Raw genomic sequence first — 14,628 nt, forward strand, 5'->3', positions numbered from 1 at the left:
TACCGGCACGTCACAGTGGGTACCAGGAACGTTAGGAGCCACTGACGGAGGTGAACCCACATGATCCAGAAGCGCATTGCACAGTGGGCGGTGATGGCGATCGCGGTGCCAGTGGCCGCGGCCGGTGCCCGCCGCCTCAGCCACACCCTGGAGGCCCGGCGCGGTTCCTCCGGCCTGACCCGGATGCTCACCAAGGGCGCCGACATGATCCGCCCGCAGAAGGCGAAGCGCCGCCGCCTCTGGTGACCCCTCTACCCCCGGCGCCGCCCCCGCACCACGGAGGCGGCGCCGCACCATATCCCCCAAGCCGCGTGTCCACCTCGTGCGTCCACCTCGCGTGTCCACCTCGCGTGTCCGCGACTCGAACGATGCCGACCTTCCTCACCGCGCGGCCCCGCCCCTGTGCCTCACTCGCCCGCGCCTGCTCGTGCCCCGCGCCTGCTCGTGCCCCGCGCCTGCTCGTGCCCCGCGCCTGCTCGTGCCCCGCGCCTGCTCGTGCCCCGCGCCCGCTCCGCTTGCACTCGCGCCCGCTCTCGGTCGCGCTCCCGTCCTCGCTCGCGTCCACTCGTCCGCCCCGCCCCGCCCCGCCCCGCCCCACCACGCACGGTCGATCATGGAGTTGTGGTGCCTCACAAAAGCCCTTTATAGCCTTGAATCAGGCACCACAACTCCATGATCGACGCCGTGAGGGCTTGGCGCGGGCCTGGGGCGCGGGTCGGGGTCGAGGGCGAGGGCGGGTTTGCTTCTTTGGCGTTCGGGGTGGTCGGTTGTTTCGAGGTGGGGGGCGGTGGGGCGGAGGTAGGGTCGGGCGGAGACGTACGCCGTCGTGCGGGGGTGGAGATGCGGGATCTCCGGTACAAGATGATCATGGCGTTGAACGCGGCTGACCTGGGTGATCCGCTCTGCGAGCAGGTGGCCGAGATCTGCGCCGAGATCGCCGAGCAGCACTGCGCGGAGTTCGGCCACACGCCCCAAGTGCGTACCGGTGAGATTGCCGAGCTGGCCACCGGCGACCCGGCGCTGACCTGGGCGCCGTCGACCCCGGACGCCGGTCAGCGGGCCTGGTGACCGCGCCCGCACCTGCGGTCGACCTGCGCCGCGCCGAAGACCGCTTCGCCACCCGGATCTCCTGGCTGGACTCCAAGCATTCGTTCTCGTTCTCCCGGCACTACGACCCGGCCAACACCCACCACGGTCTGCTGCTTGTCAACAACGACGACGTCGTCCACCCCGGCGCCGGCTTCGAGACGCACCCACACCAGGACATGGAGATCATCACCTGGGTGCTGCGCGGCTCCCTGGTGCACCAGGACTCCACAGGCCACTCGGGAGTGATCTACCCGGGTCTGGCGCAGCGGATGAGCGCGGGCACGGGCATCCTGCACTCGGAGAAGAACGACGCCTGGCGGCTCAACCACCAGGAGCCGCACAACGACCCCGTGCACTTCGTGCAGATGTGGGTGCTCCCCGACGAACAGGGCATCGAGCCTGGCTACGAGCAGCTGGAGATCGAGGACGAGTTGCTGCGGGGCGGTCTCGTGCCGGTCGCCTCCGGGATGGACCGCTACGACGGCGCGTCCGCCATCAGGATCCGCAACCGGTACGCCACCCTGCACGCCGCCCGGCTCACCCCCGGCGACGAGGTCACCCTCCCGGACGCGCCCTTCGTGCACCTGTACGTGCCCAACGGCACGGTGACCCTGGAGGGCAGCGGTCCGCTAGGCACCGGCGACGCGGCCCGACTCACAAGGACCGGCGGCCGGAGGGTAACCGCCGACGAGCCAGCCGAAATCCTGGTCTGGGAAATGCACGCAACTCTTGCCTGAGGCCCGTCCCCGCGATCTTGCACTTTCTGCCCGGTCATAACGGCGCATAGGCCGCGTTCCGAGGTCCGAAAGTGCAAGATCGCGGGGAGCGGGGAGCGGGGAGCAGGGAGCGGGGAGCAGGGAGCAGGGAGCAGGGAGCGGTGGTTACGCCGGGGACTCGGTGTGGTCGCCTGCCCAGAGGGTGTGGAACGAGCCTTCGCGGTCGACGCGCTGGTAGGTGTGCGCCCCGAAATTGTCCCGCAGGCCCTGGATCAGCGCGGCGGGCAGCCGCTCGGCGCGCAGCGCGTCGAAGTACGCAAGCGACGACGAGAACGCCGGCGTCGGCACCCCGGCCCGGGTCGCGTCGGCCACCACCCGGCGCCAGCTCGGCACGCCGGCACCGACCGCCTCGGCGAAGTACGGCGCCACCAGCAGCGTCGGCAGGTCGGGCTGCTCGTCGTACGCCTCACGGATCCGGTCGAGGAAACGGGCGCGGATGATGCAGCCGCCCCGCCAGATCGTCGCCGTGCCGCCGAGGTCGATGTTCCAGTCGTACTCCTGGCTGCCGGCGCGGATGTGGTCGAAGCCCTGCGCGTACGCGACGATCTTGGAAGCGAGCAGCGCCCGGCGGACGTCCTCGACGAAGGCGTCCCGGTCGGTCACCTGCCACTGGTCACCGGTGTCGGGGAACGCCCGACGTGCCGCCTCGCGCTGGTCGACGTGCCCGGACAGCGAGCGGGCGAACGTCGCCTCGGCGATCCCCGTGATCGGGATGCCCAGGTCCAGGGCGCTCTGCACGGTCCACCGTCCGGTGCCCTTCTGCTCCGCGCGGTCCTGCACGACGTCTACGAAGGGGCGGCCGGTGGCCGCGTCGGTGTGCGCGAGCACATCGGCGGTGATCTCGATGAGGAACGAGCCCAACTCGCCCTCGTTCCAGTCGCGGAAGATCTGCGCGATCTCCGCCGGCTTCGCGCCCAGACCGGCCCGGAGCAGGTCGTACGCCTCGGCGATGAGCTGCATGTCGGCGTACTCGATGCCGTTGTGCACCATCTTGACGAAGTGCCCGGCGCCGTCCGGCCCGACGTGCACACAGCACGGCACGCCCTCCACCTGGGCGGCGATCTTTTCGAACATCGGACCGAGCTTGGCGTACGACTCGTCGGAGCCGCCCGGCATGATGCTCGGCCCGAGCAGCGCGCCCTCCTCGCCGCCGGAAACGCCGGTGCCGCTGAAGTGCAGCCCCTTCGCGCGCAGCGCCTCCTCCCGGCGGCGGGTGTCGGCGAAGTGGGCGTTGCCGCAGTCGACGATGATGTCGCCCTCGTCCAGCAGCGGCACCAACTCGTCGATCACCGCGTCGGTGGGCGCACCCGCCTTGACCATCACGATCACCGCGCGGGGCCGTTCCAGCGACGCCACGAAGTCGGCCATCGACTCGCCGGGAACGAAGGTGCCCTCGTCACCGTGCTCGGCGACGAGGCTGCGGGTGCGCTCGGGTGAACGGTTGTGCACCGCCACGGTGAAACCGTTGCGGGCCAGGTTGCGGGCCAGGTTGCGACCCATCACCGCCAACCCGGTCACGCCGATCTGCGCTGTCGCCTGCTGAGCCATCCGTGCTGCCACCTCTCGCCGTCGTGCAGTCCTGCTGCGACGGTATCGCGCTGCGCGCAGTGCGGGAACGCTGGTCGACAGGCGGTCACTGATTGATACCGCTCAGCTTCCGCCGTTGCCTAACCCGGCGCTCAACCGCACGACACGCACTCCCGGCGTCGCGCCGCCATCGGTCGCGTCAGGAACCGTGACTGATCGCGCCAGACAGCCACTACCGATCGTGCAGGGCGCCTGTCACCGGTCGCGCCAGGAAAACCGGTCGTGCCGACCTCCAGCACCGGATAGTGTGCGGTCATGCGCTACTGACGCCCCGTTTCCGAGCCGGCCCGCCGCCCCGCGTCGCGGTCCGTGCGCTCCCGGGCGTCCGCGTACTCGCCATCGCATTCGGTGGTTGGCGGTCCCGGTGAGCTGTCTCTTCCCCATCTCGACCGTCGAGCTGCGACGGTCACCAGCCGATCCGACCGACCGCCGGAGCGCGGGACCGGCCGTGACGGTCGGCACCGAAGGAGGCCCGGATGCCTGCCAGGCGCAACCCGAAGAAGTCCCGTACCCCCAGAGCAACGCCGCTCGGCACCGACCCGGCGGCCAAGCGCGGCCCGCTCCAGCCGACCCGCTCCGACCTCGGCCTCGCGGTCGAGCCGGCGCTTGTCGACCCGGCGGTGCCGGCACTGCTGGTCGAGCCGGCGGTGTCGAACGACCCGGCGGTGCTGGTCGAGCCGGCGGTGCCGGCGGTGGCGCTGGGTGAGCTTGTGCCGCCGGTCGACGTGCCGGCCGCGGTCGACGCGCCGACGGTGGCCGACCTGCCGAAGGCGGCCGGACGACCTGCGGCACCGACGGCCGGACCGCCGCACGGCGGCGGAGGCCGCTCCGGTGGCAAGAGTCAGCAGGCCGGCCAACCGCGCCGCTACGCCTTCCGCCGCAGCTGACCGATCCCGCCCCGCCGCGCGCTGTCCGGCGTGGGCCGCCCACTGCGGGCCGTGCGTCGCGTGCCGTGCGTCGCGTGCCGCGCGTCGGGGACGCCGCCCGCCGCGCTTCGCCCGCGCGCAGCGGACGCGGACGCCGCCCGGCGGACGGTGACGACAACATCAGGGATGTAGTGGCCTCGTCTGGCAGCGAGGGCACTACATCCCTGATGTTGTGCGGATCTTGGAGCGCGATGCAGCGGCGCGCTCAGCTGATCAACGGGCGGAAGGTGCCGAGCAGGACGCTGACGGTCAGGGCGCCGCCGGCCAGGACGACAGCCACGGCGATGAGCAGTCCGTCGGCGGGGCCGAAGCGCTGGCGGCGGGCGACGGTACGTGGTGTGTCGGCGTCGAACCCGCGCGCGTCCATCGCGACGGCCAGCCGGGTGCCTCGGCGGATCGCCCCGACCAGCAGCGCGAACGCGGTGGAGGCGAACAGTCGCAGCTTCGCCACGGGATTGCGCCCGGCGTCGACGCCGCGTGCCCTCCGGGCCATGCTGATCATCTGCCACTCCTGGCCGAGCAGCGGCACCAGCCGGAATGCGGCCAGCGCCCCGATGGCGAACCGGGGCGGCGCCTTCGCGTTCTGGATCAACGAGTCGGCGAGGTCGGTGGGGTCGGTGGTGGCGAAGACGATCACGCCGGGCAGGGCCACCGCGAACACCCGCAGGATAAGGCCGAGCGCGGTGAGCAGGACGCCGGTGGTCACCATCACCGGTCCGACGTCCAGCAGGACCCGGCCGGACCTGTCGGCGGCGAACAGCACAAGGGTGACGAGGATGCCGGCGCCGCTGAGCAGCAGTGGCAGGGCCCGCCGGGCCAGCACCCGGTAGCGGACGCCGAACAGCGGCAGCACGGCGAGTTCCACGGCGATGGCGATGGCCGGGGCCACCGGGTCCAGGGTGGCCAGCAGGGTGAACGAGAAGACCAGCGCGGCGGCGACCTTCGCCACCGGGTTCCGCCGGGCCAGCGGCGCGCCGGGAGCGGCGACCGGCTCGATGCTGATCATCGGATGTCACCTCGGGTCGGCGCGGTCGCTCCTGGGTCGCGCGGTCGGGCAGCGCCGTCGAGATCGGCGTCCTGGGTGGTCGCGGTCGCTACCGGGTGGCGGTGCGGCCGGGCAGGGCCGCCGCCGAGGTTCCCACCCCACGTGGTCACTGTCGCTCCAGGGTGACGGTGCGGTCGGCGAGCGCGGCGACGAAGTCCGCGTCGTGGGTGACCGTGACGATGCCGTGCCCGGCGTCGCGCAGGTCGGCGAAGAGGTCGACCAGTTCCCGCCAGGTCCGCCGGTCCTGACCGAAGGTGGGTTCGTCGCAGATCACCAGGCGTGGCGCGGTGGCCAGGGCCGTCGCGACGCTCAGCCGCCGCGCCTCCCCACCCGAGAGGGTGTACGGGTTGGCAGCGGCGAGCCGGGTCAGCCGCAGCCGTTCCAGCAGTTCTGCCACGGTGTCCTTGACGGCCGCCTCCTGTTGACCGGTCCGGCGCGGACCCAGCGCCAGCTCGTCGAAGACGGTGCTCGTGACGAACTGGTGCTCCGGGTCCTGGAAGACCGACCCGATCCGCTTGGCGAGCGCGGGTGCCCGCCAGCGGTGCGGGGGAGTGCGGTGGTCCGACCCGGCCAGCTCGGCGGACGCGGTTACCCGGCCGGTGCCCGGCTTGAGCAGACCGCCGAGCAGCAGCGCCAGGGTCGACTTGCCGGCGCCGTTCGGTCCGCGTACGGCGAGTGCTTCGCCGGCGCGTACCCCCAGATTGGTGGGGCCCAGCCGGGGTGGCAGGCCGAGCCGGTCGGCGGTGAGCAAGAGATCCCCCGGGGTGGCGGTCGCTGGCCGGGGCACGACAGGGTGACCCGGCACCCAGACGCCCTCGTCGGCGAGGGTGGCGCCGTGCGCGGCGAAGATCTCCTCGGGTGGGCCGTCCGCGCGGACTCCGCCGCCGGGTTCCAGGACGACTACCCGGTCGACTAGTGGCAGCGCTTCGGCGACCCGGTGCTCGACCAGGATCAGCGTGGTGTCCGCGTCGAGGGCGCCGGCCACCGCCTGTCGGATCAGGTCGGCGCCGGCCGGGTCGAGGTTGGCGGTCGGTTCGTCGAGCAGCAGCAGGCCGGGGCGCAGGGCCAGGGCGCCGGCCAGGGCGAGGCGTTGCTGCTCGCCGCCGGAGAGTGCGGCGGTGTTGCGGTCCCGGGAGTACGGGAAGCCGACGCGACGCAGCGCCTCGTCGACCCGGGGCCAGATCTCGGCAGTCGGTACGCCCCGGTTCTCCAGACCGAACGCGACGTCGTCGCCGCAGCGGGCCATCACCAACTGGGTCTGCGGGTCCTGGAAGACGATGCCGACGCGTTCCCGGCCCTTGCGCGGGTCGAGCCCGTCGATCTCGACGGTGCCCTCCTGCTCGCCGGAGTCCTCGGGCAGCAGCCCGGCCAGGGCGCTGAGCAGCGTGCTCTTGCCGGCCCCCGATGGTCCGAGCAGCAGCACCCGTTCCCCGGCCTCCACCCGCAGGTCAACCCCGCGCACGGCCCAGGCGCGCCGCCCAGCGTGCCGCCACCCGAACCCGCGCAGCAGAACCGCGCTCACCACCCACCCCCTACCCGCCCCGACCCTGCCCAGCCCTCCCCGCCCCCTGCCCCCGCCCGCCTCCTGCACCCCTTCCACCCTGCCCGGTGATCATGAGGTTGACGGGGGCTTGGGCGATCCATCCGCCCGTCAACCTCATGATCGACGTGAGTGAGTGAGTGAGTGAGTGAGTGGGTGGGACGGGAGGGGCGGGGAAGGTGAGGGATTAGACGAGGGCTCGGTTCCGGCCTGCTGGGAAGCGGTCCAGGACGCCGGTGTTGGCAAGGGCCCGGGTGAGCAGCCAGCCGCCGATGCCGGCGATCACAGTGGCGCTGACGATGGTGAGCAGCGCGTACGGGATGCGGTAGTTGACCAGTTCGGTTTCGACATTCCAGACGAAGAAGTCGAACAGCGCGGCGCTGAGACCTGTCAACGCGCCGGCCAGCGCCGCCGTCGGCAGCCGGAACGACCGGTAGCGGAAGGCGGCGAAGGCCAACTCGGCGCCGATGCCCTGAACGATCCCCTGCGGAATCACAGTGCCGGCCCACTGGCTGCCCAGCAGCGCGGAGACGACCGCCGCCACCGTCTCGCAGTAGAGCGCCGCGCCGGGCTTGCGGATGACCAGGCCGCCGACGACGGCCGGCATCAGCCAGACGCCGTAGATCAGCGTCTGCGCCGGCGGGAAGAAGGCGAACGCGCCCTCGGTGGCACTCCAGACCAGGCCCCAGGCCCAGAAGATGACGCCGAAGGCGACAGCGATCACCGAGGCGACCACGATGTCGATGGTCCGCCATCGGTTGGTGGTGTTGTCCATGCTTTGCTCCCAGTTCAGTGAACGAACCAGGAGAAGACGCACGCCGCGCGCCCGGTGGCACCGGACGACGGCGCGGCTGGAGGTCGACCGAACTCCCTGCGCTGGCATTACCCAGATCAGGTTCGAGGGTCTGCGGGCGTGCCCGCACTCTCAGCGCTGTGCGCTCCCCTGTCGGATGTGAAGTTGTCTCGCTGACGCTAGCACCGACCTGGGGTGACAGCCCAGCAGGGAGTCCCGGCAGCCGGCCGGCCCGGCGTCGGCTCGGTAGGCTCACGATCATGCAGGTCGACGCGCGAGGTCTCACCTTCGAGGTACGCACCGGTGGTCCGGCAGACGGCGCGCCCGTCCTGCTGCTGCACGGCTTCCCGCAGCACAGCGGCGAGTGGGACGAGGTCGTCCCGGCGCTGCACACCGCCGGGCTGCGCACGTACGCGCTGGACCAGCGTGGCTACTCGCCGGGCGCGCGGCCGGAGGCGGTGGCCGACTACCGGATCCCCGAACTGGCCGCCGACGCGGTGGCAGTGCTCGACGCGCTCGGGTTGGACGCCGTCCACCTGGTCGGACACGACTGGGGCGCGATCGTTGCCTGGGCGCTGGCGGCCGAGCACCCCGAACGGGTCCGTACGCTCACCGCCGTGTCAGTGCCGCATCCGGCGGCCATGGCCCACGCCCTCGGCACCGACACGGAGCAGAAGGCCCGCTCGTCGTACATCGCGCTGTTCCGCCAGCCCGGCAAGGCCGAGAAGGTGCTGCTGGCGTTCAACGCGACGGCGCTGCGCAAGATGCTCGGCGGGGTGGGCGACGCGCCCCGGGTGGACCGCTACGCCGATCCGATGCGCGAGCCGGGTGCCCTGACCGCCGCGCTGAACTGGTACCGGGCCATGTCCCGGGCCGACCTGGCCGCCGTCGGCCCGGTCGCGGTGCCCACCACCTATGTGTGGAGTGACCGGGACATCGCCATCGGCCGGACCGCCGCCGAGGCGTGCGCCGCCAACGTCACGGGTGACTACCGCTTCGTACCGCTGCCCGGGGTGACCCACTGGATCCCGGACGCCGCCCCTGGCCCGCTCGCCGAGGCGATCCTGGCCCGGGTCGCCGGGACGGCCTGAGCCGTGCCGATCGAAGGAGCGCCGTGACGACGTACCCCGGCGGGCCGGGCACCCGGCGCTCGGTCGCCGCGCAGCTGCGCCTGCTGGGCGTACGTCCCGGCTCGACAGTGCTTGTGCACGCGGCCCTGCGCCCGCTGGGTTTCGTCTGCGGTGGACCGCACGCGGTGGTGCTCGCCCTGCGTGACGCGCTCGGCCCGGACGGCACGATCGTGGTGCCGACCCACACGCCCGACAACAGCGACCCCGCGCAGTGGCGCAACCCGCCGGTTCCGGTGGACTGGTGGCCGCTGATCCGGGCCGAGATGCCGGGGTTCGACCCGGCGGTCACCCCCAGCCGCTACATGGGCGTGCTCGCCGAGACGGTTCGCGGCTGGCCCGGCGCGTTGCGCAGCGCGCATCCCCAGGTGTCGTTCGCGGCGCTCGGCCCGGCCGCCGAGCAGGTCGTCGCAGGGCACGGCCTGGCCGACATGCTCGGCGCACAGTCTCCGCTGGACCGGCTCTACGACCTGGACGCCGACGTGCTGCTGCTCGGGGTGGACCACAGCGTGAACACGTCGCTGCACCTGGCCGAGTACCGTCGTCCCGCGCCGGTCCGTGAGCGGCTGGGCGCGGCGGTGCGGATACCCGACGGTGGCCGCGAGTGGGTGTGGTGGCAGGACATCAGGCTCGACGAGAGCGACTTCGGCACGCTGGGCCAGGCCCTGGAGGCCACCGGCGTGGTCCGCGTCGGCTCGGTGGGCGCCGGAACCGCGAGGTTGGTACGCCAGCGGGCGGCTGTCGACTTCGCGGTGCAGTGGATGGCCCGCAACCGGACGACGGAGGACACATGAGCGTGAGCGCCGACGACTTTCTGGCAGTGGTGACCGAGACGATCGGCCGGGTGGCCGCCAGTCAGCGGGAGGCGGTGGGGCGGGCCGCCGACCTGATCGCCGACGCCGTACGCGCCGACGGGGTGGTGCACGCCTTCGGGACGGGCCACTCGGAGGCCCTCGCCATGGAGATCGCCGGCCGGGCGGGTGGCCTGGTGCCGACCAACCGGATCGCGTTGCGCGACCTGGTGCTGATCGGTGGCGAGCCGGCCGAGCGGCTCGGCCCGCTGCTGGAACGGGACCCGGCCGTGGCGCACCGGCTCTACGAGCTGGCCCCGGTACGCCCCACCGACGTCTTCGTGCTCGCCTCGAACTCCGGGGTCAACGGCGCCATGGTCGAGTTCGCCACGCTCGTCAAGCAGCGGGGGCATGGGCTCGTGGCGATCACCTCCGTGCAGCACTCCGGCCGGATGACCTCCCGCCACCCGTCCGGTCGCAAGCTGGCCGACCTGGCCGACGTGGTGCTCGACAACGGCGCACCGTACGGCGATGCGACGCTGCCGCTGCCCGGCGGTGGCGCTGTCGGCGCGGTCTCCTCGATCACGGCGGCACTGCTGGCCCAACAGGTCACCGTGGAGGTGGTTGCTCGGTTGCTGGCGGCGGGGGAGCGGCCCCCGGTCTACCTGTCGGCGAACATCCCGGACGGCGACGCGCACAACACCGAGCTCGAAGCCCGCTACGCGGGCCGCATCCGCCGCGGCTCCTGAACGCCCGCGTGGGCGGCGCTCGGCGAGGGCGGTGGCGTGACCAGCGGAGTGTCCTGGCGGTGACCGGCAGATGTCGTGAACCTGTTTCGCGCTCAGTCGTGTGGGGCATTGGCGTTGCTGCCGGCGGACCGCTCCGTCGGCAGTAGCGTCTCACCGGAGGTAGCGCGTGTCGACGGAGACCGAGAAGCAGCGTTGGCAGCGCAACTTCGCCGATCTGCTACAGGAGCTGCGGGTCGCCCAGACGGGCGTGCAGATCCTGTTCGCCTTCCTGCTGACCCTGCCGTTCAGCAACGGATTCACCCGGACCAGCGAGTTCCAGCGGGATGTCTACATCGTCGCCCTGATCGCCGCGGCCGCCGCCACCGCGATGATCATTTCGCCGGTGGCGTTCCACAGGGCGCTGTTCCGGCAGGGGCGCAAGCCGGAGCTGGTCCGCTTCGCGCACCGGATGGCCAGCGGCGGGCTCGCCTTCATGCTGATCTCGATGGTCAGCGCGGTTCTGCTGATCACCGACTTCGTGCTGGACCGGCCGATCGCCTTCATCCTCAGCGGCCTGACCGGGCTCTGGTTCCTCACGTTCTGGGCGATCCTGCCGTTCTCCCGGCGTAGCTGGGGCGAGGACGACATCGACGACGACGATGACGACCCGGAGATGCTCAGCGGTCGCTGAGGACGGCGATCCGGACGTACGCTGCGCTACCCCTTGGTAACAAGCGGAGGTAGCGTGGCGGTAGTCGCGCACGTCGACGCAGCCGCACCGAGGTTCGAGGGGGCAGCCGTGACCACGACGCAGAACGGCCGACCGGCACCGGACGGTCCTGACTCCAACCCCGCAGTCGACGCGGCCCAGGCGGGCACCGCCGGTGCGGCCGCGCCGCTGCCCGAGGAGGCCGGGCAGGTCTCCGAGAAGGAAGCCCGGCAGGTCGCCGAGGCGGCCCGGGAGTCCACCTGGGACCGGCCCAGCTTCGGCAAGGAGCTTTTCCTGGGGCGGTTCCGGCTCGACCTCATCGACCCGTGGCCGCGCTCCGATCCGGACGACGAGGCCCGCGCCGAGGACTTCCTCGGCCGGTTCCGCGACTTCCTCGCCTCCGAAGTGGACGGACAGGCCATCGAGCGGGACGCCTCCATTTCGGACTCGGTGTTCCACGGCCTTGCCGACCTCGGCGCGTTCGGCATGAAGATCGACCGGAAGTACGGCGGCCTGGGCCTGAGCAACCTGCACTACTGCCGGGCGCTGATGCTCGCCGGCTCGGTAAGCCCGGCGATCGGCGCGCTGCTCTCCGCGCACCAGTCGATCGGCGTGCCGCAACCGCTGAAGATGTTCGGCACCGCCGAGCAGAAGCAACGCTTCCTGCCTCGGCTCGCCGCCGGTGAGGTCTCCGCGTTCCTGCTCACCGAGCCGGACGTCGGCTCCGACCCGGCCCGGCTCGCGACCACCGCCGAGCCGACCGAGGACGGCACCGGCTACCGGCTCAACGGGGTGAAGCTGTGGGCCACCAACGGCATCGTGGCCACCCTGCTCGTGGTGATGGCCCGGGTGCCGGCCGGCGAGGGTCGGCGCGGTGGGATCACCGCGTTCGTCGTGGACGGTGACAGCGCGGGCATCACAGTGGAGCGGCGCAACGAGTTCGTCGGTCTGCGCGGCCTGGAGAACAGCCTGACCCGGTTCCACGACGTGTTCGTACCGGCCGAGAACGTCATCGGCGGCGAGGGTAAGGGCCTCAAGATCGCCCTGACCACGTTGAACACGGGTCGGCTCTCGCTGCCTGCCATGTGCGTGGGCGCTGGCAAGTGGGCGTTGAACGTGGCCCGGGGGTGGGCCGCCGACCGGGTCCAGTGGGGCCGGCCGGTGGGGGAGCACGAGGCCGTCGCCCAGAAGCTCTCCTTCATCGCGGCCACCACGTACGGCATGGAGACCATGCTCGACCTGTGCTGCCTGCTCGCCGACGACGACCGCAACGACATCCGGATCGAGGCGGCGCTCGTCAAGCTGTACGCCAGCGAGATGGCCTGGAAGATCGCCGACGAGCTGATCCAGATCCGGGGCGGGCGCGGCTACGAGACGGCCGACTCGCTGGCAGCCCGTGGCGAGCGCGCCGCAGCCGTCGAGCAGATGATGCGTGACCTGCGGATCAATCGGATCTTCGAGGGCTCGACGGAGATCATGCACCTGTTGATCGCCCGGGAGGCGGTCGACGCCCACCTGTCGGTGGCAGGCGACATCATCGACCCGGATGCGGGGCTCGGCCGCAAGGCCCGAGCGGGCGCCCGAGCGAGCGCCTTCTACGCGAAGTGGCTCCCCACGCTCGCGGTCGGTCGGGGGCAGAGCCCTTCGGCGTACGCCGAGTTCGGGCCGCTGGCCGCACACCTGCGCCAGGTGGAGCGCTCGTCGCGCAAGCTGGCCCGGTCGACGTTCTACGCGATGTCCCGCTGGCAGGGAAAGATGGAACGCAAGCAGGCGTTCCTCGGCCGCATCGTGGACATCGGCGCGGAGCTGTTCGCGATGTCGGCGGTCTGCGTCCGGGCGACGGCCGAGCGCGGCAGCCGACCGGAGAACGTGGAGCTGGCCGACCTGTTCTGCCGGCAGGCACGGGTCCGGGTGGACGCGCTGTTCGCCGCCCTGTGGGACAACACCGACTCGGTCGACACCACCGCCGCGAAACGGATCCTCGCCGGCCGCTACGCCAGCTTGGAGGAGGGCGTCATCACCCCGTCCGACGAGCTGCCCTGGGTGGCCCGTTGGACGCCCGGCCCGTCCACGGCCGAGGACGTCCGCCGCCGCATCCCGCCGAAGCCCTGACCCCGTCGGCCGGGCTCAGCGGGCTCGGCCGCGCAGGCCGAGCTGGCGCAACTCCAGCGCGGCCAGGGCATCCACTGTGTCGTCGTCACCGCGCCGCCAGGCCTCGGCGACGTCCGGCGCGATCCGGGTCAGACGGCCCAGCGGCTGGGTGGCCAGCGCGCGCAGGGCGAGCAGGTCCCGACCGGCCGGCCCGTCGGCCAGTTTCGCGGCCGATCCGGCGCGGCGCATCCACCGCAGCCGCAGCGGCAGCCAACCGAACAGCACGATGCCGAGCGGAAAGATGAGCACCGCGACGGCGAGCGCCAAGGCGAGCTGGTCGACCAGGTGCTGCTGGTCACGGCCGGCGTCGGCGAGCCCCCGGGCCGCGTCGGCGGCCCGCTGGAAGGGCGCGGTCAGCTCATCGCCGACAAGCGGGACCCGCCGAACCTTGCCGCCGGCGTCGGCGAGGTTGTCGGCGAGGCCACCGCCGGCGCCCTCCAGTTTCTGCCCAGGTACGGCGAGTTTCTGCACAAGGTCGTGCAGCCAGAGCGCGCCGCGGATCGCGACGTACACCCAGGCGACGACGAGGAGGTCGGTGAGCAACTGGCGGGCGGCGGTCGGAAAGCGATCAGCGTAGATCTTCACGCCGGACAGCGTGCCACGAACGGCCCGACTAATGCAGATGTGGAGGCACGATCTACGAGGGCCGGGACGCGGCTTTCAACGCACGCAGGTCGGGCAGGTGCCGAAGATTTCCAGTGTGTGGCTGACTTCTGCGTAGCCGTGCTCTGCGGCAACCCGGTCGGCCCAGCTCTCCACCGCAGGCCCGGCCACCTCGACGGTACGCCCGCACACCCGGCACACCAGGTGGTGGTGATGGCCCTGGCTGCACCGGCGGTAGAGGTGCTCGCCGCCCGGCGGGCGCATCACGTCGATCTCGCCCGCGTCGGCCAGCCCCTGCAACGTCCGGTAGACGGTTGTCAGGCCGACCCGCTCACCGCGTTGCCGGAGCATCGCGTGCAGGTCCTGCGCGCTGTGGAAGCCCTCCATCTCGCCCAGCAGGGCGCTCACCGCCGAGCGCTGCCGGGTGTTGCGCACCGCGGCGCCGCTCTCGTTCATGATCCCTCCCCGGCGTGGCTCACCGCGTCCGCCACAATGTGCGCCACGTGCTCGTCGACCAGGCTGTAGGCGATCTCCCTGCCCCGGCGGGACCCCCGCACCACGCCCGCGCCGCGCAGCACCCGCAGGTGCTGGGAGACCAGCGGTTGCGCGGCACCGAGCTTCTCCACCAGCTCATGCACACACCGCTCGCCGCCGGCGAGCTCGCTGACGATGGCCAGCCGGATGGGTGCGGAGAGGGCGCGGAGCAGTTCGCTCGCCCCGTCGAAGCCCTCGTAACCCGTAGCGGTGGTCATTCTGCAACGGT

General features: G+C 72.0%; 16 protein-coding genes and 1 riboswitch. Of the genes, 9 read left to right on the forward strand and 7 right to left on the reverse strand.

Features of this window, described 5'->3' with window-relative positions:
• Positions 1-60 precede the first annotated feature (60 nt).
• From F4558_RS02455 to F4558_RS02465, 3 genes are all read left to right on the forward strand, one after another.
• The gene (locus tag F4558_RS02455; RefSeq protein ID WP_053656128.1) at positions 61-246 is read left to right on the forward strand and encodes a hypothetical protein; all 186 of its coding nucleotides are present in this window, start codon (positions 61-63) and stop codon (positions 244-246) included.
• A gap of 594 nt (positions 247-840) precedes the next feature.
• A complete protein-coding gene (locus tag F4558_RS02460; protein WP_053656157.1) occupies positions 841-1,068 on the forward strand; it encodes a hypothetical protein in 228 nt (75 codons plus the stop codon).
• On the forward strand, positions 1,065-1,826 hold the full coding sequence (locus F4558_RS02465; protein WP_053656130.1) for a pirin family protein: 762 nt from the start codon (positions 1,065-1,067) through the stop codon (positions 1,824-1,826). Before F4558_RS02460 ends, F4558_RS02465 begins: the two co-directional genes overlap by 4 nt.
• A gap of 144 nt (positions 1,827-1,970) precedes the next feature.
• On the opposite strand, the gene gnd is transcribed toward F4558_RS02465, so the two are convergent.
• Positions 1,971-3,413, reverse strand: a complete 1,443-nt coding sequence (gene gnd / locus F4558_RS02470) for an NADP-dependent phosphogluconate dehydrogenase (RefSeq protein WP_053656131.1) — start codon at positions 3,411-3,413, stop codon at positions 1,971-1,973.
• Positions 3,414-3,928: 515 nt separating this feature from the next.
• Between gnd and F4558_RS02475 the strand changes: the two genes are divergently transcribed.
• Positions 3,929-4,339, forward strand: a complete 411-nt coding sequence (locus F4558_RS02475) for a hypothetical protein (RefSeq protein ID WP_167943057.1) — start codon at positions 3,929-3,931, stop codon at positions 4,337-4,339.
• A 244-nt stretch (positions 4,340-4,583) separates the two neighbouring features.
• Here F4558_RS02475 and F4558_RS02480 read toward each other — a convergent pair whose 3' ends face one another.
• The 3 genes from F4558_RS02480 to F4558_RS02490 form a co-directional block, all read right to left on the reverse strand.
• Complete coding sequence (locus tag F4558_RS02480; protein WP_167943058.1) at positions 4,584-5,384, reverse strand: energy-coupling factor transporter transmembrane component T family protein; 801 nt, start codon at positions 5,382-5,384, stop codon at positions 4,584-4,586.
• Between the two features lie 145 nt (positions 5,385-5,529).
• Entirely contained in the window at positions 5,530-6,945 is a 1,416-nt protein-coding gene (locus tag F4558_RS02485; protein ID WP_167943059.1) for an ABC transporter ATP-binding protein, read from the reverse strand.
• 205 nt (positions 6,946-7,150) lie between these two features.
• Positions 7,151-7,738, reverse strand: coding sequence for an ECF transporter S component (locus F4558_RS02490; protein WP_053658652.1), 588 nt, complete (start codon positions 7,736-7,738; stop codon positions 7,151-7,153).
• Between the two features lie 75 nt (positions 7,739-7,813).
• Positions 7,814-7,918, reverse strand: a riboswitch (TPP riboswitch).
• A gap of 98 nt (positions 7,919-8,016) precedes the next feature.
• Between F4558_RS02490 and F4558_RS02495 the strand changes: the two genes are divergently transcribed.
• The 5 genes from F4558_RS02495 to F4558_RS02515 all read left to right on the forward strand — a co-directional run bounded on the left by F4558_RS02495 (position 8,017) and on the right by F4558_RS02515 (position 13,223).
• Complete coding sequence (locus tag F4558_RS02495; protein ID WP_053658654.1) at positions 8,017-8,847, forward strand: alpha/beta fold hydrolase; 831 nt, start codon at positions 8,017-8,019, stop codon at positions 8,845-8,847.
• A 23-nt stretch (positions 8,848-8,870) separates the two neighbouring features.
• Positions 8,871-9,677: an AAC(3) family N-acetyltransferase gene (locus F4558_RS02500; protein ID WP_167943060.1), complete on the forward strand. Its 807-nt coding sequence runs from the start codon at positions 8,871-8,873 to the stop codon at positions 9,675-9,677.
• A complete protein-coding gene (locus tag F4558_RS02505) occupies positions 9,674-10,423 on the forward strand; it encodes a sugar isomerase domain-containing protein (protein WP_053658659.1) in 750 nt (249 codons plus the stop codon). The genes F4558_RS02500 and F4558_RS02505 overlap by 4 nt, the downstream gene beginning before the upstream one ends.
• A 166-nt stretch (positions 10,424-10,589) precedes the next feature.
• On the forward strand, positions 10,590-11,093 hold the full coding sequence (locus F4558_RS02510) for a DUF6328 family protein (RefSeq protein ID WP_053658661.1): 504 nt from the start codon (positions 10,590-10,592) through the stop codon (positions 11,091-11,093).
• Between the two features lie 108 nt (positions 11,094-11,201).
• Entirely contained in the window at positions 11,202-13,223 is a 2,022-nt protein-coding gene (locus F4558_RS02515) for an acyl-CoA dehydrogenase family protein (protein ID WP_167943061.1), read from the forward strand.
• Positions 13,224-13,238: 15 nt separating this feature from the next.
• Here F4558_RS02515 and F4558_RS02520 read toward each other — a convergent pair whose 3' ends face one another.
• The 3 genes from F4558_RS02520 to F4558_RS02530 form a co-directional block, all read right to left on the reverse strand.
• The gene (locus F4558_RS02520; protein WP_053658665.1) at positions 13,239-13,847 is read right to left on the reverse strand and encodes a hypothetical protein; all 609 of its coding nucleotides are present in this window, start codon (positions 13,845-13,847) and stop codon (positions 13,239-13,241) included.
• Between the two features lie 75 nt (positions 13,848-13,922).
• A complete protein-coding gene (locus tag F4558_RS02525; RefSeq protein ID WP_053658667.1) occupies positions 13,923-14,321 on the reverse strand; it encodes a Fur family transcriptional regulator in 399 nt (132 codons plus the stop codon).
• Positions 14,318-14,617, reverse strand: a complete 300-nt coding sequence (locus F4558_RS02530) for an ArsR/SmtB family transcription factor (RefSeq protein WP_053658669.1) — start codon at positions 14,615-14,617, stop codon at positions 14,318-14,320. The genes F4558_RS02525 and F4558_RS02530 overlap by 4 nt, the downstream gene beginning before the upstream one ends.
• Positions 14,618-14,628: the final 11 nt, after the last annotated feature.

The organism is Micromonospora profundi (assembly GCF_011927785.1).
In the GTDB taxonomy this organism is placed as follows: Bacteria; Actinomycetota; Actinomycetes; order Mycobacteriales; family Micromonosporaceae; genus Micromonospora; species Micromonospora profundi.